Origin of the sequence: Phreatobacter sp. (genome assembly GCF_027532945.1) — a bacterium.
Taxonomy (GTDB): Bacteria; Pseudomonadota; Alphaproteobacteria; order Rhizobiales; family Phreatobacteraceae; genus Phreatobacter.
This window is the reverse complement of the sequence record NZ_JAPZTZ010000013.1, coordinates 38,265-57,717: the sequence shown is the minus strand read 5'-3', so window position 1 is coordinate 57,717 and position 19,453 is coordinate 38,265. Positions and strand designations below refer to the sequence as shown.

Below are 19,453 nucleotides of genomic sequence, written 5' to 3'. Positions count from 1 at the left end.
CGAAAGCCGCCTCAGGCGCCCTTCGACCACACCTTCTCTTCCGTCCAACCCAATTCCGCGAACTCCGCCGCCCGCAGGTCCGCTTCTCCCACGGAGAAGAACTCGTCGAGCTGCGGCGGTTTCACTGCCGTTCCCACTAGCATCGCATGGGCCTGGCCGCGATGGTGGATCTGGTGCTGGAAGAGATGCATCAGCAGCCGGTCGCGCCGCTCCACCTGCATCCTCACGACGCGGTTGACGCGCACCTCGCCGTCGAGCGCGGCCTCGGTGAGGGCCTCGCAGACCGCGATCAGCCGCCGGTCCACCGCCGCCTGTTCACGCGTCAGATCGGCAAGCAGCGGATGCGGAATCCGGTTCTCCCAGGCCTTCGGCCCGAGCATCCCGCCCTCCAGCGCGTCCACATAGAACCAGTCGATGACGAGGATGTGGTTCAGCGTCGCTGCAAGGCTCGGGAAGAAGCCGGTGCGCTCGGCCGCGAAGTCCTCAGCGGACAGGCCTTGGCAGGCCGTCAGCAGGCGATGGTTCGCCCAGGCGTTGTTATGGGCGAAGGCGCGGAAGGTCTGGACGGCTGAGGCGGTCATCGGCGGCTCCTTGCGGACACGCAGCGGAGATCAACCCTCCACCGCCACGGTCGGTCCGAAACGATCCTCGAAGGCGCGCCGCAGGATGGCATCAACCTCGGGCAAGGTGACCGGCAGGCCGAGATCGACGAGGCTCGTCACGCCATAGCGCGGATCGACGATGCCGCAGGGGACGATTCCGTCGAAATGCGAGAGCTCCGGCTCGACGTTGAGCGAGATGCCGTGGAGTGTCACCCAGCGCTTCACGCGGATGCCGATGGCGGCGATCTTGTCCTCGACCTCCGCGCCCTTGTCGGGCCGCTTCACCCAGACGCCGACGCGATCCTCGCGCCGCTCGCCGCGGATGTTGAAGGCATCCAGCGTGCCAATGATCCAGTCCTCCAGCGCGGCGACGAAGACCCTGAGGTCCCGCTTGCGGCGGTTGAGGTCGAGCATGACATAGGCCACCCGCTGGCCCGGCCCGTGATAGGTCATCTGCCCGCCGCGACCCGCTTCGAAGACGGGAAAACGCGCATCCACCACGCTGTCGGCCTTGGCCGAGGTTCCGGAGGTATAGAGCGGCGGGTGTTCCAGCAACCAGACGCGCTCGGCAGCCCGTCCTTCGGCAATCGCCGCGACATGGGCCTCCATGGCGGCGAGGGCCTCCTCGTAAGGGACGAGACGGTCCGACACCACCCATTCCACCGGCGGCGCATCGGCAGGCGCGGCCATCGCCAGCACCAGATTGGAACGGTCGTTTACCACTCGTTCACCATGTTGGGTCAGGGTATCGGCGTCCCCGGACAGTGCATGCGGCAACAGGTGCTATGGCTCAGCTCGATACCGTCTCCGTCGATATCTCCGTCGTCCTCGGGACGACGGTCATGCCGATCCATCAGATGTTGCGCATGGCCCGCGGCGCCATCATCGAACTCGATGCCACGGAGGACGACGAGGTGCAAATCCTCGCCAACGACATGCCCGTCGCCCGTGGCCAGGTGGTGATCAACGGCAACCGCATCGGCGTGCAAATCACCGAAATGCTGCCCCGGCCGATCGATCTCCGGTAATAGTTGACTCTGTCAAGTGATTGCTCCAGCCTTCCCCTGAGAGGAAGGCCATGTCCCCATCACCCGACGCGCAGATCGCCGCGATCCGCGGCTTCAACCGCTTCTACACCCGCGCCATCGGCCTTCTCGGCCATTATCTCGGCGGCCCCTGGTCGCTGACGGAGGCGCGCGTTCTCTACGAGCTGTTCACGCGTGATGGCCTGACGGCGCGCGATCTCGGCGCGGAACTCGGTCTGGACGCCGGTTACCTCTCGCGCATCCTCGGCCGCTTCGAACGGGACGGCCTGCTCGTGCGCAGCCCCGCGCCGGAGGATGGGCGGCGGCAGGTCCTGGCGCTCACCGCGGCGGGCCGGGCCGCCTTCGCGCCCTATGACCAGGCCTCGCGCGACGAGGTGGCGGGCTTGCTGGCCCGCCTCGGTCCCGCCGACCGCGACCGGCTCGTCGGCGCCATGACCGAGATCCAGGGCGTCATGGCGGGGGAGGGGGCCGCGGTCACGATCCGCCGCCACCGCCTCGGCGACATGGGCGCGATCATTGCCGGGCAGGCCCGCGTCTATGCGACGGAGTATGGCTGGAACGACGAGTTCGAGGCCCTGGCCGCCGAGATCGGCGCGGCGTTCCTGAAGTCCAACGATCCCGCCCGCGAGCGCGCCTTCATCGCCGAGCGGCGCGGCGAGGTGGTCGGCTCGGTCTTTTGCGTCGATGGCGGGGAGGGGGTGGCCAAGCTCCGGATGCTCTATGTCGATGCCTCGACACGCGGAACGGGGCTCGGAAAGCGTCTGGTTGCCGAGTGCATCGCCTTCGCCCGCGAGGCCGGCTATCGCGGCATGACGCTCTGGACCAATGACTGCCTCACCGCAGCCCGGGGCATCTATGTGGCAGAGGGCTTTGTGCTGGCCTCCGAGGAGCGGCACCAGTCCTTCGGGGTGGATCTGGTCGGGCAGAACTGGACACTGGATTTCGGAGCCTCATGAGCCTTGGCGCGGGACGGGCTTCTCTCGGAAGCCCCTTCACTCCCCGAAATCTCCATAGCCCAGCCGGTCGAGGAACCCCTGGAGGATGTAGGCCGCGGCCATCTTGTCGACGAGCTCGGCGCGCCGGGCGCGCGAGGCATCCGCCTCGAGCAGCGTCCGCGTCACCGCCGCCGTCGACATGCGCTCGTCCCAGAAGACGATGGGCAGCTCGGTCTTCGGCAGGAGGTTGCGCACGAAGGAGCGGGTGGACTGGGCCCGCGGCCCCTCGGTGCCGTCCATGTTCTTCGGCAGGCCGATCACCAGGGCGCCTGCATCGTGCTTGGCGGCAAGGCCGAGCAGCGCCTCCACGTCGGGCGTGAACTTCACCCGCTTGATCGTCTCCAGAGGGGTGGCGATGGTCCAGTTCACGTCGCAAAGCGCGAGGCCGATGGTCTTGGTGCCGAGGTCGAGGCCCATGAGCCGGCGTCCGGGCGCGACAACGGCCCTGAGGTCCGGCGGTTCGACAATGGCCATGTGAGGTACGGTCCTTCGGGTGCATTGAGGGCGTCACGCAGCACCCTATACTCCCCCGCGAACCGCTCTCCCATCCCTCCTCACGAGGACTGATCCCATGAAGCTCACCTGGTTCGGCCATTCCGCCTTCCGCCTCGAATTCGGCTCCTCCGTGGTGCTGATCGACCCGTTTCTGACCGGCAATCCGAGCTTCACCGGGGACCGCGCCGCCGCCATCGCCGGCGCGACGCATGTCCTCGTCACCCACGGCCATTCCGACCATGTCGGCGACACGCTCTCGATCGCCGCCGAGACCGGCGCCAAGGTCGTGACCAACTACGACCTGTGCATGTATCTCGCACACAAGGGCCTCAAGGCCTTCGACCCGATGAATTGCGGCGGCACCACCGACCAGGGCGACTTCACCGTCACCCTCACCAACGCGCTGCATTCCTCCGCCGATTTCCATGACGGGGTCAGCCATGCGCTCGGCAATCCGAACGGCCTCATCATCAAGCAGAAGGGCGGGGCGGTACTCTATGCCATGGGCGACACCGACATGATGCCGGACATGGGCCTCATCGCCGAGTACCACAAGCCGACCCATGCGCTGGTGCCGGTCGGCGACCGCTTCACCATGGGCGGCGATGCCGCCGCCTTCGCCTGCAAGAAGTTCTTCCAGTTCGACACGGTGGTGCCCTGCCACTACGCGACCTTCGGCCTGCTCGACCAGACCGCCGACACGTTCGTGGCGGGCATGGCCGGCTCGAAGACCAAGGTGGCCGTGCCGAAGTCGGGCGAGAGCGTGACGTTCTGAGGCATCATTGCCGCGCCCGCGTGTTTCGCGAGGGCAACCATCGTCATGCCCGGGCTTGGCCCGGGCATCCAAGACTTGAGGATCGTGTGACGGCTTGAGCGGCCCGCAGGCCCCGCCTCAGCGGAAGCCGCGGATCATCTGCATGAACCGAGCCTGCTCGGACGCATCGTCCTTGAACAGGCCGGTGAAGCCGGTGGTGATGGTCGAGACACCCTGCTTCTGCACGCCGCGCATCGACATGCACATGTGCTCGGCCTCGACCAGCACGGCGAGACCGCGCGGCTTCAGGCTCTCCTCGATGGCGCCGACGATCTCCGCCGTCATGTTCTCCTGCGTCTGCAGGCGCCGGGCATAGATATCGACGACCTTAGCGAGCTTCGACAGGCCGACCACGCCCTCGCGCGGATAATAGGCGATATGCGCCCGGCCCATGATCGGCACGATGTGGTGCTCGCAGTGCGAGAAGAACGGGATGTCGCGCACGAGGACGACGTCGCCATAGCCGCCGACCTCCTCGAAGACCGTGCCGAGTTCCTTGGCGGCCGACTGGCCGTAGCCGCGGAAGAGATCCTCCCAGGCCTTGACCATGCGGCGGGGCGTGTCGATGAGCCCCTCGCGGTCCGGATTGTCGCCGACCCATTCGATGAGGGTCCGCACGGCGGCTTCCGCCTCTTCACGGCTGGGACGGCGGCGGCGCGGCGACTCATGCCCCTTCGACATGGGAAGGGACGTCACGACGGCATCCATGAGGCTTCTCTCCGCTTCGGGAACGTTTTCTGCTACGCCACTGGAGAACGTTCCGGATCGACTTCCGCGCACATCGCAAAGATGCGGCAGGTTGTCGCATGCGGGGGCGTTTCCAGGGTCCCGGCGTTACCCGCCGGCCTTTATTGACCTGACGCGACACATATATGATGGGAGGGCCTGAACGCTCCATGAACGGGTGTTCATCTTCCCGCGGGGCCATCGTGCCCTGATCGCCAGATGGTTTTGGCCGGAGGGCCGGCACGTGCTCGACGACGTCTACAACGCCCGCATCCTGGAACTGGCGGCCTCGATCCCGCGTCTGGGCCGGCTGCCGCAGCCCGATGGCTCGGCAACCGCCCATTCGCGCCTCTGCGGCTCCACCGTCACCGTCGACGTGGTGATGGATGGCGACCGCGTCGCCGACTTCGCCCATGACGTGAAGGCCTGCGCCCTCGGCCAGGCCTCCTCGTCGATCATGGCGCAGCATGTGGTCGGCTCCACTGCCGCCGAGCTGAAGGACCTGCGCGACGCCGTGCGCCGCATGCTCAAGGAGAACGGCGCCCCGCCCGCCGGCAAATGGGCCGATGTCGCGGTGCTGGAGCCGGTGCGCGACTTCAAGGGCCGCCATGCCTCGACGCTGCTGACCTTCGACGCGGTCGTGGAGGCTGTCGGCAAGGCGACGGCTGCGCGCGCGCAAGCCGCGGAATGAGCCGTCCGGCATGAGTCGGGATCGGGATCTCGACGCACTCTTCAACGACTGGCGGCCGCCGCGCTGGCCGCGCCTTGCCGCCCACGGCCTCCTGCGCACCTACCAGCTCACCATCTCCATGCTCGTCGGCCGCTGGTGCCGGCACATGCCGAGCTGCTCGGCCTATATGGACGAGGCGGTGATGCGCCATGGCCTCTGGGCCGGCGGATGGATGGGTCTCGCCCGGCTCTGCCGCTGCCATCCGCGCGGCACGTCCGGCATCGACAATCCGCCGATTGTCCTGCCGGAGAAGGCCGCCTGGTGGAAGCCGCTCGCCTATGGCGACTGGCGCTGGCGCCGCGGCGGGCCGGTCTGTGAGGCGGTGGACGCGGGCGAGGGGCGCTGATCGCGCCTCAGCGACGGAATCGCAGATCCAGCCCCTGCGCCTTCCATCCCGCCTCGATGGCCTCCATGTCGGCCGCCCCGGACGGATTGGCCTTGGACGGCGCCCAGCCGCGGCGCGGCGGAGAGGTCTGCCGCCAGATCCCGAGCAGCCGGTCGAGTTCCGCCAGTGGATCGGCGTGGTCGTCAACCCTGAGGTTCAGGTCGGGAAAGTCCTCGGTGGTGGTCACCAGCATGGCGGCGGACTGCCTGCCGCGCCGGTCGCCGCCGGCGGCTTCTCCCGCCGCCATGGCGGCCATCATGCGACCCGCGAGGTCCTCGCCGCCCGCCTCATAGGTTTGGAGCGTCGCCGCCACCACGTCGGGGCCCGCCAGCATGTTGCCGGCGACCGAGACATGCGGCGCGGTCGCCTCGCCGCACCACTCCACACAGTTGCGCCCGGTCCAGACGGCGGTGCGGCCCTGCGCATCGACGCAATGGACCTGCCGGAGGTGCCGGCCCCCGTCAGCGGCAAGCGCCTTCTCGATGGCCTCGGCCGGCGTCAGGCCCGCCTCCAGGGCGTCGAGGATGGCCGGGCCGAGATAGCGGTTGGTCATGGACTGGGTCGAGACCGCCCCGACGCCCGACCGCAGGAAGGGGCAGCTCGCCCCCACCGCGAAGGCGCAGGTTGCGACGGCGACGCCGAAGGCGCCGCTCGCCGGGTCATGGGCGACGATCGACCAGGTCATGGCGCCTCAGCGCTTCTCGACGTTCCACAGCGCCAGATTGCCGGCGGCGAGCAGGCCGACAATGTTGGTGCGATAGGCGGACGGCTGCAGGTACTGGCCGAGCTGGATATGGGTCGGATAGTCCGCCACCCGCCGCTGCACGGCTTCCGCGATCGCCTTCTGCTTCGCCGCATCCGTCTCCCGCGCATAGGCGTCGCGCAGCCGCTCGAGTTCGGCGTCGCAGGGCCAGCCGAAGGCGGCCCGCTCGCAGCTCGCATTCAGGAAGCTTGTGGAGGCGGGATCCAGCACGTCGATGGACCCCCACGACGTCAGGAAGGCGCTCCAGCCGCCGGCGGTCGGCGCGTCGCGACGGGCGCGGCGGGCGACCAGCGTCTGCCAGTCCATGGCCTGCAGGTCGACGCGCAGGCCGATCCGCTCCATCAGCGCCTTGGCGACGGGGGCAAGGTTCGACAGCGAGCCGATATCGGTGGACTGCAGCAGCACCACCGGCGAGCCGTCATAGCCGGCCTCCTGCACGAGCGCGCGGGCGCGGGCGATGTTGCCCTCCAGTCTGTCGGCAAAACCCGCCTCGGTCGAGAGTGGCGAGCCGCAGGGGAAGAGCGACTTGCACAGCACGTAATAGTCGGGATCGCCGATGGTCGAGCGCAGGAAATCCTCCTGGTTGAAGGCGATGGCGACCGCCTGGCGGATGCGGGCATTGTCAAAGGGCTTGTGCAGCACGTTGAAGCGGAAGGCATATTGCCGGCCCATCGGGGCCATGACCTTCAGCGCGATGTTGCTGTCGCCCTTGAAGAGCGGCAGGAGGTCATGCGGCGGAGCCTCGATATAGTCGATCTCGCCGCGCTGCAGCGCGCTCACCTGGGTCTGGGCATCGGGGATCCAGATCCATTCGACCCGGTCGACCTTGACGACCTTGCCGCCGGCGATGCCGGACGGCGGCTCGGCGCGCGGGCGGTAGCGGGGATTGCGCACATAGACGGCGCGCTCGCCGGGCTTCCACTGGTCGCGCAGGAAGATGAAGGGGCCGGAGCCCGTCGCGTCGGTGATCTGGGTGTTCGGATCGGTCTCGGCGATGCGCTTCGGCATGATGAAGAGCACGTTCGACGCCGGCTTGCCGAGCGAGGCGATGACGAGGCCGTAGGGTTCCTTCAGCTTCAGCACGAAGGTCTTCGGCCCCGAGGCAGTGAGCTCTGCCGTCACCGCCATGAGCTTCTGGCCCATGCCGTCGCGGGCCCCCCAGCGGCGGATCGAGGCGATGCAGTCCTCGGCCGTGACCGGCTGGCCGTCATGGAATTCGAGGCCGTCGCGCAGCGTGAAGGTCCAGGTCAGCCGGTCATCGCTGACGGTCCAGCTCTCCACCATCTGCGGCTTCACCTCGAGCTTTTCGTCGACCGCGAAGAGCGTGTCATAGACCATGAAGCCGTGATGGGTGCTGATCAGCGCGGTGGTCCAGATCGGATCGAGGATGCGCAGGTCCGAATGCATGGCCGCGCGCAGCACCGACTGCGCCTGCGCCGCGGGGGGCGCCAGCGCCACGCCCGCCAGCAGCGCCACACCCGCGATGGCGCGTCCGATGCGCCCCATACGATCCGACCAGCCCATCACCCGCCTCGCCTGTGCCGACGCCCGTCCGATACCGGATGTCCCTAAGGCAGGCTCGCCGAGAACAGGGGGCGCGGCAAGCAGGTTGGCGGGCAGGGCAGTCGTGCAGGATCGCCGGTGCGAAAGGCTCGCTCAGGGGTCGCGGGTGAGGATGGCGTGGCGGTCGAGGAAGCCTCGGGTGGGGAAGAAGCCCTCGTAGCGTTCGCCGTCGAGGAAGGTGGCAAGGCCCGGGTCGATTCCCATCTCTCCGAGATAGGCGCGGATGCGGATGAGCACGCCCGCCACCAGCCGCTGCCGCATGGCCTCGGGGAAGGGCTCGCCCGCCGGCCCATCGAAGGCGATGGGGCTGATCGACAGTTCCGCCCCCGGCGCCATCGCCCGCTCCGTGCCGCCCATCAACAGGTAGAGGCAGGCGCCGTGGCACTGGCCGTCGAGGGCGGGCGCGGGCAGGGCGCCCGCCCGGTCGGTGCGCGCCACCATGGTCGTGAGCCCCGCCCGGCGCACCTGGCGGCCGAGCGCCATGGCCGCCTCGACCACGCCGCCCTCCGACTGGATGAGCAGCGGCGGCCTTGCGCCATCGAGCCGCTTCGCGAACTCGAAAAAGGCGATGGGCGTGTCGGCGACGATAACGCCCTCGGCGGCGATCCAGCGGTCGCAGCCCGGCCCGCAGGCCCCTGCCTCGCCGGTGACAAGGCTGAAGGTCATGGCGGGGACGTTGGCGGGCGCGGTGGGCAGCACCGACTCGGCCGAGGGCGGGGCCGGGATGTGCTGTGCGCCGGCCGGCCTGGCCGCGGCGGCGACGAGCAGAAGAAGGGCGAGTCGGAGGCCGCGGCGCATGGCGCGAGCCTGAAGCTGGCCAGCCCTTACCGCAACCCCGCGCCCCTCCCGCATTGCCCTTGCTGCCTCGCTCGGTTATGCGATCCCACCGGCCGGGATCCGGATGCCGCCTCTGTCAGCGGCAACTCCGTGTCCAGGCCGCATCCATGCACCAGACCACCCCTTACCTGCTCTGTCGGCAGGAGTGAGCGGAGAGAGACATGCCTGTCCTGACCTTCCCCGATGGCGCCCAGCGGTCCTATGACGCCGGCGTCTCCAGCCTCGACGTCGCCAAGGCCATCGCGCCGTCGCTCGCCAAGAAATCCATCGCCGCCAAGCTCGACGGCGTCGTCGTCGACCTCGCCGATCCCATTCCCGGCGATGCCCGCATCGAGTTCATCACCCGCGAGAGCCCCGAGGCGCTGGAGCTGATCCGCCACGACGCCGCCCACGTGATGGCGGAGGCGGTGCAGAGGCTCTGGCCGGGCACCCAGGTGACCATCGGCCCGGTCATCGAGAACGGCTTCTATTACGATTTCTTCCGCAACGAGCCCTTCACTCCGGAGGATTTCGCGGCGATCGAGGCGGAGATGCGCAAGATCATCGCCGCCAACAAGCCCTTCACCAAGCGCGTCGTGTCGCGCGACGAGGCCGCGCAGATCTTCCGCGACAAGGGCGAGGCCTTCAAGGTCGAGCTGGTGGAGGCGATCCCCGCCGGCCAGGAGATCAAGCTCTACGACCAGGGCGGCTGGTTCGACCTCTGCCGCGGGCCCCACATGGCCTCGACCGGCCAGATCGGCAATTCCTTCAAGCTGATGAAGGTGGCCGGCGCCTATTGGCGCGGCGATTCCAACAATCCGATGCTCACCCGCATCTATGCCACCGCCTTCCGCACCGACGAGGAACTGAAGGCCTATCTCCACATGCTGGAGGAGGCCGAGAAGCGGGACCATCGCCGGCTCGGCCGCGAGATGGACCTGTTCCACTTCCAGGAGGAGGGGCCGGGCGTCGTCTTCTGGCACCCCAAGGGCTGGTCGATATTCCAGACCCTCGTCGCCTATATGCGCCGCCGCCTTGCCGAGCACGGCTATGACGAGGTGAACGCGCCGCAGCTCCTCGACAAGTCGCTGTGGGAGACCTCGGGCCACTGGGGCTGGTATCGCGAGAACATGTTCGCGGCCCAGTCCGCCGGTGACGAGGCCGAGGACAAGCGCTGGTTCGCCATCAAGCCGATGAACTGCCCGGGCCACGTGCAGATCTTCAAGCATGGCTTGAAGTCCTACCGTGATCTACCGATGAAACTTGCGGAATTCGGCGTCGTCCACCGTTACGAGCCCTCGGGCGCGCTGCACGGCCTGATGCGCGTGCGCGGCTTCACCCAGGATGACGCCCACGTCTTCTGCACCGACGAGCAGCTGGAAGCCGAGTGCATCCGGATCAACGACCTGATCCTCACCACCTATGCCGATTTCGGCTTCGACGAGATCGTGGTGAAGCTCTCCACCAGGCCCGAGAAGCGCGTCGGCGCCGACGCGCTGTGGGACCGCGCCGAGAGCGTCATGGGCAAGGTGCTGGAGAAGATCGCCAGCCAGTCCGGCGGCCGCATCAAGACCGCCATCAACCCCGGCGAGGGCGCCTTCTACGGCCCGAAATTCGAGTATGTGCTGCGCGACGCCATCGGCCGTGACTGGCAGTGCGGCACCACCCAGGTGGACTTCAATCTCCCCGAGCGCTTCGGCGCCTTCTATATCGGTGCCGACGGCGACAAGATCCCGCCGGTCATGGTCCACCGCGCCATCTGCGGCTCCATGGAGCGCTTCATCGGCATCCTCATCGAGAACTATGCGGGGGCCTTCCCCTTCTGGTTCGCGCCCAAGCAGGTGATGGTCTGCCCCATCACCTCCGAGGCGGACGATTATGCGGTGGAGGTTCTCGGCGCCCTGAAGAAGGCCGGCCTCAAGGCCGATGCCGATCTCCGCAATGAGAAAATCTCCTACAAGGTGCGCGAGCACTCGCTGCAGAAGATCCCGGTGATCCTCGCGGTCGGCAAGAAGGAGGCGGCCGATCGCACCGTTTCGGTCCGCCGCTTCGGCAGCCAGGCGCAGGAGGTGATGGGCCTCGACGCGCTGGTGGCCCAGCTCGCCGACGAGGCCACCCCGCCGGACGTGCGCCGCGCGCGGGCGATGGGGTGAGGGCGGGAGGGTGGCGTCTGCCGCTCGTTCGACCTGAAGCATTCCTCTCGGCATCGTCATGCCCGGCCTTGTGCCGGACATGACGGTGAGGGCGGTGCCAGTCCGCGGCAGGCAGGGAGTGCGTCCTTCGAGGCTCGCTCCGCTCGCACCTCAGGATGAGGTGGGGAGAGACTGGCAGATCGCTGGTCCGATGCCGTACGATCGCGCTGTCCGGCTGCATCCTTCACCGCTTTTGCATCCGCCCCGCAGAGGTCTTGGCCTTCTGCCAATCGCCACCTTCCTCATCCTGAGGTGCGAGCGTAGCGAGCCTCGAAGGACGCACTTGGCTTCTGCAACGCGCTCATCTCGGCGTGGCCACATGAGAACGCGGATTCGTCGGACCTCCAGCCGCCGCCCTACCGCGCCACGACCTCGACGTTCAGGTCCTTGCCGGCTTCGACATTGAACCGCCGGTTGAATACACGGCCCTCGTGGCGGGCAATGGCGAGATACTCGCCCTCCTGCAGCACCATGGAGGGATAGGCGCCGATCGATTCCTTGATGACGTCGCCGCCCGGCGTCAGCACCGTCCAGGCGGCATTGCCGATGGGATCGCCGCCTTCGCGCTGCTGCACGAGTTTCAGGTTCACGTTCGCCGCGCGGTGCTGGATCGTCGCATCGGTCACCTGTCCGGCGCGGATGCGGATGTCGGCGCGGATCGTGGCGTTGGCGTCGCCATAGGTCGAGACCACGTGATAGGTGCCCTCGGCGAGAGCCACGAGGTCGCCGGCCGGCACCTGCCGCATGACGAGGCGCGGCTCGCCGCCGTCGAACAGCCCGCCGGCATAGATGTCGAAAGACAGGCGCGCATTGCGGATCTGCGCCTCGCCGACGCGGCCGACGAGCCGCACGGCCCCGGCATTCAGGACGATGCTGTCGCGCAGGGGCTCGCCGGTGATCCTCAGGCGGCGCGTCTGCGCGAACGTGCCGAAGGCGACATGCAGGATGTAGGCGCCCGGCCGCAGCGCGAAGACCGGGGCGGGGTCGCGCGATTCGGCGACGAGAGCAAAGGCGCCGTTCGCCTCGGGCTGGTCGGCGAAGACGCGCCAGTGCAGGCCCTCGCGGACATATTGCCCGCCCTGCCGGAAGCGCGCGTCGAAGGCAACCGCGGTGCGGTCGGCGAACTGGGGCGGCAGGGCCGGCGTGCCCGGCACCCCCGGTGCACCGGGGATCTGCGGGATCATCAGCGGCGAGATGCCCATTTGCGGTGTGAAGGGCGTCGCCCCGTCGGGGAGCGTGAAGAACGGCGTCGCGGCGCCGCCCGGCATGTGGCGGCGGCGGCGCTGCGGTTCGGGCGCGACGCTCGGCAGTTCGGTGGACGGAGCCGGCCCGATCCGCGGCAGGGTGGGCCGGTCGAGCGACTGCGCGAGGGCAGGAGCCGTCGGCAGGCCGAGGCCGGCGGCCACCGCCAGCGCGATCAGGAGAGGTGAGGGGCTGCGGCCGGCCGTCATGACGCCTTCAGGTGGCGGGACAATGTGGCTCTTTTTGGTGTGGGAATGCCGGCGGAGCAAGCCCTCCCTGCGCTGCAGGTCGAGGCCACCCGCTTCGTCGTTGACCGGTCCGTTCCGCTGTCCCCTTGGCGAAAGGGCCGAACTGGCCTAGGTGAGCCTCGCCGTCCAGGGGATCCCATGTCCGCGCCAGCCGCCGTCAACACCGCCCTCGTCGCCCATCTGAAGACCCGCCGGTCCACGCCCTTCGTCCTGATGCAGGGCCCGGGGCCGGACGATGCCACCCTCGACGCCATTCTGGAGATCGCCGCGCGCGTGCCCGACCATGGCAAGCTCGCGCCCTGGCGCTTCATGGTCATCGGCCCGGATGCGGGAAAAAGGCTCGGCGAGGCGCTGGAGCGCATCGTCGTCACCGATGATCCAGCCACCGACGACAAGCGCCGCGACATCGAGCGCGGTCGTTTCCTGCGCGCGCCTCTCTGCGTCGCCGTCATTTCGCGCGCCGCCCCGCATCCGAAGATCCCCGAATGGGAACAGGTGCTCTCGGCCGGCGGTGTTTGCCTCAACCTGCTCCATGCCGCCGCGGCTTTCGGCTTCGGCGCCACCTGGATCACCGAATGGCCGTCCATGGATCGCCGGTTCCTCGACCATCTCGGCCTCGAAGCCCACGAGACCATCGCCGGTTTCGTCCATATCGGCACCGCCAGCGCCCGCGCCGAGGAGCGCGTGCGCCCCGACATGTCCGCCATCATCACGCGCCTCTGACCCGGCCGCCTCGAGGAACACCCCATGCACTACAACGTCACCGCCGCCGATCACGGCCTGCCGCACGACCCGTTCAAGGCCATCGTCTCGCCGCGCCCCATCGGCTGGATCACGTCGATGGACAAGCAAGGCCGCATCAACTGCTCGCCCTATTCCTTTTTCAACGCCATTTCCGACCGGCCGCACATGGTGGCCTTCGGCTCCGGCGGCATGAAGGACGCCCGCGCCTTCGCCGAGGAGACCGGCGAGTTCACCTGCTCGTTCTGCTCCTGGGACCTGCGGGACGCGATGAACATGACCTCCGCGCCGCTGCCGCGCGGCGAGAACGAGATGAGCTTCGCCGGCCTTGAGGCCGCGCCGTCCGTCCACGTCAAGCCGCCGCGGGTGAAGGCCGCCCCGGCCGCTCTCGAGTGCAAGTGGATCCAGACCGTGCCGCTGACCTCGCTGGAGGGCGTCACCACCTATTTCCTCGTCATCGGCCAGGTGGTCGGCATCTACATCGACGACGCCTTCATCGAGAATGGCATCGTCAACACCGGCAAGATGCATCCCGTCATGCGCGGCGGCTACGACCAGTATTTCCAGGTCGGCGAGGAGCAGATGTTCAAGATGACGCGGCCCCCGGGCGGCGGCAACTTCAACGAGCGCCGCTGAGGGGTGGCTTTCACCGGCGCTTGATCCCGGCGCCGCGCCGCGCCACCATCGTGCCTTCCGAACCCGCCCTACGCCGGAGGCACGCACGATGATCAGAGGGATCTTGACCCGAAGGATGATGCTGGCTGCCGCGGCCCTCGCGGTGGCCGGAACGCTCGGCGCCAGCTATTCGCTGGCCCAGGAGAAGCTGAAGATCGGCTTCGTCTATGTCGGCCCGGTCGGTGACCATGGCTGGACCTACCAGCACGATATCGGCCGCCAGGCGCTGGAGCGCCAGTTCGGCAACCGCATCGAGACGACCTTCGTCGAGAAGGTGGCCGAGGGCCCGGATGCCGAGCGCGTCATCGAGCAACTCGCCCGCACCGGCCATCGCCTCGTCTTCACCACCTCGTTCGGCTTCATGGACCCGACCGAGCGCGTCGCCCGCCGCCATCCGAACGTGCGCTTCGAGCACGCCACCGGCTTCAAGCGCTCGGCGAACCTTGCGACCTATGCCGGCCGCTTCTACGAGGGCCGTTACATCCTCGGCCAGATCGCCGCCCGCATGTCGAAGACCGGAACGATCGGCTATATCGGCTCCTATGCCATTCCCGAGGTCATTTCCGGCATCAATGCCTTCATGCTCGGGGTGCAGTCGGTGCGCCCGGACCTCAAGATCAAGATCGTCTGGGTGAATTCCTGGTACGACCCGGGCAAGGAGGCGGATGCCGCCAAGGCGCTCGCCGACCAGGGCGCCGACATCCTCGCCCAGCACACCGATTCGCCCGCCGCCATGCAGATCGCCGAGCAGCGCGGCATCCTCGCCTTCGGGCAGGATTCGGACATGATCCGCTTCGGGCCGAAGGCGCAGCTCACCTCCATCGTCAATGACTGGGCGCCCTATTACATCCAGCGCGTCCAGGCGATGCTGGATGGCAGGTGGACCTCGGGCGACACCTGGGGCGGCCTCAATACCGGCCTCGTCCACATGGCGCCCTATACGAACATGCCGGCTGACGTGAAGGCCATGGCCGAGGCGACGGAAGCCGCCATCAAGGCCGGCACGCTCCATCCCTTCCGCTGCCCGATCGTGCGCCAGGACGGCCACACCGTGGAGTGCAAGGGCAACGGCGTCCTCGCCGACGAGCAGATCCTCGGTATGAACTTCTACATCCGCGGCATCGAGGACCGCGTGCCGAGCGCCAACTGACTTGAGCTCAGCCAGGCCCAATGGCCGCGAGCCGCATCAGCGGCTCGCGCAGCGCCGCATAGGCCTCGGGCCCGAGATGGCCCCGCATCCGGTCGACATGGGCCTGCGCGGTGCGGTGCAGCTCGGCGAGCAGCGTCTCGCCCTCCGCCGTCAGCGTCAGGCTCATCGAGCGTCGGTCCGTGGGCGAGGGCGTGCGGGCGACGAGGCCGCGCTCCTCCATCCGGCGGATCTGCGGCACAAAATTCGTCTTCTGGATGCCGAGGCTCTCGGCCACCTGGCTCTGGCCTGCGCCGGAATTGCCGCCGATCACGGTGAGCACCGCATAATCGGCAGGGGAGATGCCATGGGCGGCAAAACCCGTCATGATATCGGCGAAGACTGCCAGCTGGGCGCGCCGCAGCAGGTAGCCGACATGGCCGTCGAGGGGTCCGAGATCCAGAGCCATGCCGCTCCTCGCAAATGGTGGGGCAGCCGAACCGCGGCAGCGCCCTGTCCATTCCTGTCCGCTTCCAGGGGCCATTGACAAGGGCAGGCGATCTAGAAAATAGTTATGAGAGATAACTAATCGCCGCGAAGGCGAGACCAGCCCGAGGGAGGGCGCCCTGGCCGAACCGAACCCTGCATCGGGACTGTCGCTGTCGATCGAAGGCGCGGTCGCCATCATCCGCCTGTCGCGGCCGGCGAAGCGCAATGCGCTGTCCGAGACCATGGTCGCTGGGCTCCGCGATCTGTTCGCCTCTTTTCCGACTTCGGTCCGCGCCGTCGTCATCCATGGCGAGGGCGAGCATTTCTGCGCCGGCCTCGACCTGTCGGAGGTCGGCGGCGAACCGGATCTCGCCGGCGGCATCGCCCATTCGCTCGGCTGGCACCGCGCCTTCCAGGAGATCGAGTTCGGCCGCGTGCCGGTCTTCTCCGTGCTCCACGGCGCGGTGGTCGGCGGTGGCTTCGAGCTCGCCGCGGCGAGCCATATCCGCATCGCCGAGCGCTCGGCCTTCTTCGCACTGCCCGAGGGCCAGCGCGGCATCTTCCTCGGCGGCGGTGGCTCGGTGCGCATTCCGCGCCTCATCGGCGTGCCGCTGGTCCAGGACATGATGCTCACCGGTCGCTCGCTCTCCGCCGAAGAGGCGAGGGGGGCGGGCGCCTGCCAGTACCTCGTCGACGACGGCACCGGCCTCGCGCTCGCGAAGCAGCTCGCCGCCAAGGCCGCCGGCAATGCCGACATGACCAATTTCGCGGTCATCCACGCCCTGCCGCGCATCGCCGAGGCCGATCCCTCGATCGGCTACCTCACCGAGGCGCTGATGGCCTCCACCGCGCAGAACATGCCGGAGGCCAAGGCGCGGGTGCGCGACTTCCTGTCGAAGCGCGCCGCGAAGGTTGCCCGTCCCGACTGACCGCCGGGCGCCCGCGCCCGCGACACGTGCATCCCCATCAACCGCCTCGTCAGGCCCGAAAGGGCCGCCCCCCGGGAGGCTCCGCATGGCCCTCGCCGCCTCGTTCGACGCTCCGCCCGCCGCCGCCCCGGATGCCTGGCATCGCCTCGGCCGTCTCGACCCCGTCGTCGAGGACCGGGCCGACGGCACGCGGCTGGTCACCGTCCGCCAGGGGCTCGACCCCTATCCGCGCGCACTGCCCGACCGGCTCGTGCACTGGGCCGCCGCTACCCCCGATCGCATCTTCCTGGCCGAGCGCGGTCCCGACGGCGCCTGGCGGACGCTGACCTTTGCCGACTGCCTCACGCGGGTGCGCCGCATTGCGTCCGGCCTTATCGGCCTCGGCCTTTCCGCCGAGCGGCCCGTGGCGATCCTCTCCGGCAACGGCATCGACCATGCCCTCATGGCGCTCGCCGCCATGACGATCGGCGTGCCCTATTGCCCGATATCGCCGCCCTACAGCCTGGTGGCGAAGGACTTCTCCAAGCTCTCCTACTGCCTCGAGCTCCTGACCCCCGGCCTCGTCTTCGTCGCCGATGCCAAACCCTTCCGCGCCGCGCTGGCCGCGGCCGCCGCGCCGGACCGGCTCATCGTCGCCGCCACCAATGCCGACATGGCCGGCGTGCGGGACCTGTCGAGCCTCGAAGGCCCGGTCGACGATCCCCGCGTCGATGCCGCCTTGGCCGCCATCGGGCCGGACACGATCGCCAAGTTCCTGCTGACCTCCGGCTCCACCGGCGAACCCAAGGCGGTCGTCAACACCCAGCGCATGCTCATGGCCAACCAGGTCATGCTGCTGCAGTGCTTTCCGTTTTTGGCCGAAACCCCGCCGGTCTTCGTGGACTGGCTGCCCTGGAACCACACCTTCGGCTCCAACCACAATTTCGGCATGGCGCTGACCCATGGCGGCACGCTCCACATCGACGAGGGCAAGCCGGTCGCGGCCGGTATCCTGCCGACCGTTCGCAACCTCCGCGAGGTCGCGCCCACCGCCTATTTCAACGTGCCCAAGGGCTACGAGGCGCTGCTGCCGCATCTCGAGGCCGACCGCGCCTTCGCCCGCCACTTCTTCAGCCGCCTGGAAATGCTGTTCTATGCGGGGGCCGGCCTCGCCCAGCCGGTCTGGGACGGCTACCTGAAGCTTGCCCGCGAGGTCGCCGGCCGCGATATCCCCTTCGTCACCGGCCTCGGCGCCACCGAGACCGCGCCGTCCGCCATCATGAACCTGCGCGCCACCGGCCAGGCCGGCGCCATCGGCCTGCCGATGGTGGGCGTGACGCTGAAGCTCGTCCCCGCCGGCACCAAGCTCGAGGCGCGGGTGAAGGCCGAGACGGTGACGCCCGGCTACTGGCGCCGCCCGGACCTCACCGCCAAGGTCTTCGACGACGAGGGCTATTACTGCTTCGGCGATGCCGTCGCCTATGCGGACCCCGACGACCTGTCCAAGGGCTTCCTCTTCGACGGGCGCCTGTCGGAGGACTTCAAGCTTGCCACCGGCACCTGGGTCAGCGTCGGCCCGCTCCGCCACGTCGTCAATTCAGCGCTCGATCCGCTGATCCGCGACACGGTCGTGACCGGCCATGACCGCGACGATATCGGCATGCTGCTGGTCCCAGATGCCGAGGCCTGCGCCCGCTTCGCCGGCCTCAAGTCGAATGATCCCGGGCTCTACGCCCATGAGGGCCTGCGCGCCGAGCTCGCACGCCGCCTCGGCGTGCTGGCGGCAGCCGCCACCGGCTCCTCGAACCGCGTCGCCCGCGCCCTCATCCTCACCGTGCCGCCCTCGCTGGAAGCCGGCGAGCTCACCGACAAGGGCTCCATCAACCAGCGGGCGGTGCTCACCCGCCGCAAAGACCTGGTCGCTGCCCTCTATGCCGAGCCGCCGGGCGAGGCCATCATCCGACCCGACAGCCGTGCAGGAGAGACCCCATGAAGGTCGAGGACCTCGTCGCCATCGACATCCATACCCATGCAGAGGTCTCCTGCCGCCAGGAGCCCGATCCCTACTGGGCGCCCTTCGAGGAGGCGGCGGGCAAATATTTCAAGGTCGGCAAGCGGCCGACCATCGCCGAGACCATCGCGCACTATCGCAAGCACAAGATCGGCCTGGTCATGTTCACGGTCGATACCGAGGCGCAGATCGGCAACCGCCGCATCTCCAATGACGAGATCGCCGAGGCGGCGCGCGACAATGCCGACATGATGATCGCCTTTGCCTCCATCGACCCGCACAAGGGCCGTCTTGGCGCGCGCGAGGCTGAGGAGCTCATCAAGGGCGGCATCGTCAAGGGCTTCAAGTTCCACCCGACCTGCCAGGGCTTCTATCCCAACGACCGCATGGCCTATCAGCTCTACGAGGTCATCGCCCACTACAAGATGCCGGCCATCTTCCACACCGGCCATTCCGGCATCGGGACGGGCATGCGCGGCGGCGGCGGCATGCGGCTCAAATATTCGCAGCCGATCCATGTCGATGACGTCGCCGTCGATTTCCCGGACATGACGATCATCCTCGCCCATCCGTCCTGGCCCTGGACCGACGAGGCGCTGTCGATGGCGCTCCACAAGCCCAACGTCTACATCGACCTGTCGGGTTGGATGCCAAAATACTTCCCGCCTCAAATTGTCCAATATGCGAACAGCCAGTTGCGCACCAAGATGCTGTTCGGTTCGGATTTTCCGCTGATCCCGCCGGAGCGCTGGCTCGCCCAGTTCACCGAGGTCGGCTTCAAGCCCGAAGTGCATGACCTGATCATGAAGCAGAACGCCATGCGGGTGCTCGGTCTCGCTGCCTGAGACCGGCCCGCTACGAGGAAACGTCACGGGCACCGTGACCG

At 68.3% G+C, this 19,453-nt stretch carries 21 protein-coding genes; 12 read left to right on the top strand and 9 right to left on the bottom strand.

Annotation, left to right across the window (positions count from 1 at the left end; translation table 11 throughout):
• Positions 1–11: 11 nt before the first annotated feature.
• On the bottom strand, positions 12–581 hold the full coding sequence (locus O9344_RS09945; protein WP_298475980.1) for a DinB family protein: 570 nt from the start codon (positions 579–581) through the stop codon (positions 12–14).
• A gap of 30 nt (positions 582–611) precedes the next feature.
• Positions 612–1,292: a lipoyl(octanoyl) transferase LipB gene (gene lipB / locus O9344_RS09940; protein ID WP_298476326.1), complete on the bottom strand. Its 681-nt coding sequence runs from the start codon at positions 1,290–1,292 to the stop codon at positions 612–614.
• A 95-nt stretch (positions 1,293–1,387) separates the two neighbouring features.
• Here lipB and O9344_RS09935 point away from each other — a divergent pair, with 95 nt between their 5' ends.
• Positions 1,388–1,630, top strand: coding sequence for a FliM/FliN family flagellar motor switch protein (locus tag O9344_RS09935; RefSeq protein ID WP_298475977.1), 243 nt, complete (start codon positions 1,388–1,390; stop codon positions 1,628–1,630).
• Between the two features lie 50 nt (positions 1,631–1,680).
• Positions 1,681–2,604, top strand: coding sequence for a helix-turn-helix domain-containing GNAT family N-acetyltransferase (locus O9344_RS09930; protein ID WP_298475975.1), 924 nt, complete (start codon positions 1,681–1,683; stop codon positions 2,602–2,604).
• A 36-nt stretch (positions 2,605–2,640) separates the two neighbouring features.
• Here the strand turns inward: O9344_RS09930 and ruvX are convergent, their stop codons facing one another.
• Positions 2,641–3,117, bottom strand: coding sequence for a Holliday junction resolvase RuvX (gene ruvX / locus O9344_RS09925; RefSeq protein WP_298475972.1), 477 nt, complete (start codon positions 3,115–3,117; stop codon positions 2,641–2,643).
• Between the two features lie 97 nt (positions 3,118–3,214).
• Here ruvX and O9344_RS09920 point away from each other — a divergent pair, with 97 nt between their 5' ends.
• Positions 3,215–3,913, top strand: a complete 699-nt coding sequence (locus O9344_RS09920) for a metal-dependent hydrolase (RefSeq protein WP_298475969.1) — start codon at positions 3,215–3,217, stop codon at positions 3,911–3,913.
• Between the two features lie 117 nt (positions 3,914–4,030).
• Here the strand turns inward: O9344_RS09920 and folE are convergent, their stop codons facing one another.
• Positions 4,031–4,660, bottom strand: coding sequence for a GTP cyclohydrolase I FolE (gene folE / locus O9344_RS09915; protein ID WP_298475966.1), 630 nt, complete (start codon positions 4,658–4,660; stop codon positions 4,031–4,033).
• Between the two features lie 262 nt (positions 4,661–4,922).
• Between folE and O9344_RS09910 the strand changes: the two genes are divergently transcribed.
• Together O9344_RS09910 and yidD are read left to right on the top strand one after the other, a co-directional pair.
• Positions 4,923–5,369, top strand: coding sequence for an iron-sulfur cluster assembly scaffold protein (locus O9344_RS09910; RefSeq protein ID WP_298475963.1), 447 nt, complete (start codon positions 4,923–4,925; stop codon positions 5,367–5,369).
• A gap of 10 nt (positions 5,370–5,379) precedes the next feature.
• A complete protein-coding gene (yidD, locus tag O9344_RS09905) occupies positions 5,380–5,754 on the top strand; it encodes a membrane protein insertion efficiency factor YidD (RefSeq protein ID WP_298475960.1) in 375 nt (124 codons plus the stop codon).
• Positions 5,755–5,761: 7 nt separating this feature from the next.
• Here the strand turns inward: yidD and O9344_RS09900 are convergent, their stop codons facing one another.
• From O9344_RS09900 to O9344_RS09890, 3 genes are all read right to left on the bottom strand, one after another.
• A complete protein-coding gene (locus O9344_RS09900; protein ID WP_298475958.1) occupies positions 5,762–6,478 on the bottom strand; it encodes a DUF1028 domain-containing protein in 717 nt (238 codons plus the stop codon).
• Between the two features lie 6 nt (positions 6,479–6,484).
• The gene (locus O9344_RS09895; protein WP_298475955.1) at positions 6,485–8,080 is read right to left on the bottom strand and encodes an ABC transporter substrate-binding protein; all 1,596 of its coding nucleotides are present in this window, start codon (positions 8,078–8,080) and stop codon (positions 6,485–6,487) included.
• Between the two features lie 132 nt (positions 8,081–8,212).
• Positions 8,213–8,917 (bottom strand): hypothetical protein, encoded by a 705-nt coding sequence (locus O9344_RS09890; protein WP_298475952.1) that lies wholly within the window; start codon positions 8,915–8,917, stop codon positions 8,213–8,215.
• Between the two features lie 200 nt (positions 8,918–9,117).
• Here O9344_RS09890 and thrS point away from each other — a divergent pair, with 200 nt between their 5' ends.
• Positions 9,118–11,088 carry a threonine--tRNA ligase gene (gene thrS / locus O9344_RS09885; RefSeq protein ID WP_298475950.1) on the top strand — a complete coding sequence of 657 codons (1,971 nt, stop codon included), beginning with the start codon at positions 9,118–9,120 and terminating at the stop codon, positions 11,086–11,088.
• Positions 11,089–11,483: 395 nt separating this feature from the next.
• Here the strand turns inward: thrS and O9344_RS09880 are convergent, their stop codons facing one another.
• Entirely contained in the window at positions 11,484–12,578 is a 1,095-nt protein-coding gene (locus tag O9344_RS09880) for a hypothetical protein (RefSeq protein ID WP_298475948.1), read from the bottom strand.
• 177 nt (positions 12,579–12,755) lie between these two features.
• Between O9344_RS09880 and O9344_RS09875 the strand changes: the two genes are divergently transcribed.
• From O9344_RS09875 to O9344_RS09865, 3 genes are all read left to right on the top strand, one after another.
• Complete coding sequence (locus tag O9344_RS09875) at positions 12,756–13,340, top strand: nitroreductase (protein WP_298475945.1); 585 nt, start codon at positions 12,756–12,758, stop codon at positions 13,338–13,340.
• 24 nt (positions 13,341–13,364) lie between these two features.
• The gene (locus O9344_RS09870) at positions 13,365–13,994 is read left to right on the top strand and encodes a flavin reductase family protein (RefSeq protein WP_298475942.1); all 630 of its coding nucleotides are present in this window, start codon (positions 13,365–13,367) and stop codon (positions 13,992–13,994) included.
• A 103-nt stretch (positions 13,995–14,097) separates the two neighbouring features.
• Positions 14,098–15,183, top strand: coding sequence for a BMP family ABC transporter substrate-binding protein (locus O9344_RS09865; RefSeq protein WP_298475940.1), 1,086 nt, complete (start codon positions 14,098–14,100; stop codon positions 15,181–15,183).
• Positions 15,184–15,190: 7 nt separating this feature from the next.
• Here the strand turns inward: O9344_RS09865 and O9344_RS09860 are convergent, their stop codons facing one another.
• The gene (locus O9344_RS09860) at positions 15,191–15,628 is read right to left on the bottom strand and encodes a MarR family transcriptional regulator (RefSeq protein ID WP_298475937.1); all 438 of its coding nucleotides are present in this window, start codon (positions 15,626–15,628) and stop codon (positions 15,191–15,193) included.
• Positions 15,629–15,785: 157 nt separating this feature from the next.
• Between O9344_RS09860 and O9344_RS09855 the strand changes: the two genes are divergently transcribed.
• From O9344_RS09855 to O9344_RS09845, 3 genes are all read left to right on the top strand, one after another.
• Positions 15,786–16,577 (top strand): crotonase/enoyl-CoA hydratase family protein, encoded by a 792-nt coding sequence (locus O9344_RS09855; RefSeq protein WP_298476323.1) that lies wholly within the window; start codon positions 15,786–15,788, stop codon positions 16,575–16,577.
• An 85-nt stretch (positions 16,578–16,662) separates the two neighbouring features.
• A complete protein-coding gene (locus O9344_RS09850; RefSeq protein ID WP_298475934.1) occupies positions 16,663–18,549 on the top strand; it encodes a feruloyl-CoA synthase in 1,887 nt (628 codons plus the stop codon).
• Positions 18,546–19,412: an amidohydrolase family protein gene (locus O9344_RS09845; protein ID WP_298475931.1), complete on the top strand. Its 867-nt coding sequence runs from the start codon at positions 18,546–18,548 to the stop codon at positions 19,410–19,412. Before O9344_RS09850 ends, O9344_RS09845 begins: the two co-directional genes overlap by 4 nt.
• Positions 19,413–19,453 lie beyond the last annotated feature (41 nt).

Bases quoted from the DNA above. Each gene is read 5' to 3' on its own strand.
- ruvX (WP_298475972.1), bottom strand. From the start codon at position 3,117: ATGGCCATTGTCGAACCGCCGGACCTCAGGGCCGTTGTCGCGCCCGGA.
- O9344_RS09845 (WP_298475931.1), top strand. From the start codon at position 18,546: ATGAAGGTCGAGGACCTCGTCGCCATCGACATCCATACCCATGCAGAG.
- folE (WP_298475966.1), bottom strand. From the start codon at position 4,660: ATGGATGCCGTCGTGACGTCCCTTCCCATGTCGAAGGGGCATGAGTCG.
- O9344_RS09920 (WP_298475969.1), top strand. From the start codon at position 3,215: ATGAAGCTCACCTGGTTCGGCCATTCCGCCTTCCGCCTCGAATTCGGC.
- O9344_RS09860 (WP_298475937.1), bottom strand. From the start codon at position 15,628: ATGGCTCTGGATCTCGGACCCCTCGACGGCCATGTCGGCTACCTGCTG.
- yidD (WP_298475960.1), top strand. From the start codon at position 5,380: ATGAGTCGGGATCGGGATCTCGACGCACTCTTCAACGACTGGCGGCCG.
- lipB (WP_298476326.1), bottom strand. From the start codon at position 1,292: ATGGCCGCGCCTGCCGATGCGCCGCCGGTGGAATGGGTGGTGTCGGAC.
- O9344_RS09870 (WP_298475942.1), top strand. From the start codon at position 13,365: ATGCACTACAACGTCACCGCCGCCGATCACGGCCTGCCGCACGACCCG.
- O9344_RS09930 (WP_298475975.1), top strand. From the start codon at position 1,681: ATGTCCCCATCACCCGACGCGCAGATCGCCGCGATCCGCGGCTTCAAC.
- O9344_RS09880 (WP_298475948.1), bottom strand. From the start codon at position 12,578: ATGACGGCCGGCCGCAGCCCCTCACCTCTCCTGATCGCGCTGGCGGTG.
- thrS (WP_298475950.1), top strand. From the start codon at position 9,118: ATGCCTGTCCTGACCTTCCCCGATGGCGCCCAGCGGTCCTATGACGCC.
- O9344_RS09935 (WP_298475977.1), top strand. From the start codon at position 1,388: ATGGCTCAGCTCGATACCGTCTCCGTCGATATCTCCGTCGTCCTCGGG.
- O9344_RS09875 (WP_298475945.1), top strand. From the start codon at position 12,756: ATGTCCGCGCCAGCCGCCGTCAACACCGCCCTCGTCGCCCATCTGAAG.
- O9344_RS09900 (WP_298475958.1), bottom strand. From the start codon at position 6,478: ATGACCTGGTCGATCGTCGCCCATGACCCGGCGAGCGGCGCCTTCGGC.
- O9344_RS09895 (WP_298475955.1), bottom strand. From the start codon at position 8,080: ATGGGCTGGTCGGATCGTATGGGGCGCATCGGACGCGCCATCGCGGGT.
- O9344_RS09850 (WP_298475934.1), top strand. From the start codon at position 16,663: ATGGCCCTCGCCGCCTCGTTCGACGCTCCGCCCGCCGCCGCCCCGGAT.
- O9344_RS09945 (WP_298475980.1), bottom strand. From the start codon at position 581: ATGACCGCCTCAGCCGTCCAGACCTTCCGCGCCTTCGCCCATAACAAC.
- O9344_RS09890 (WP_298475952.1), bottom strand. From the start codon at position 8,917: ATGCGCCGCGGCCTCCGACTCGCCCTTCTTCTGCTCGTCGCCGCCGCG.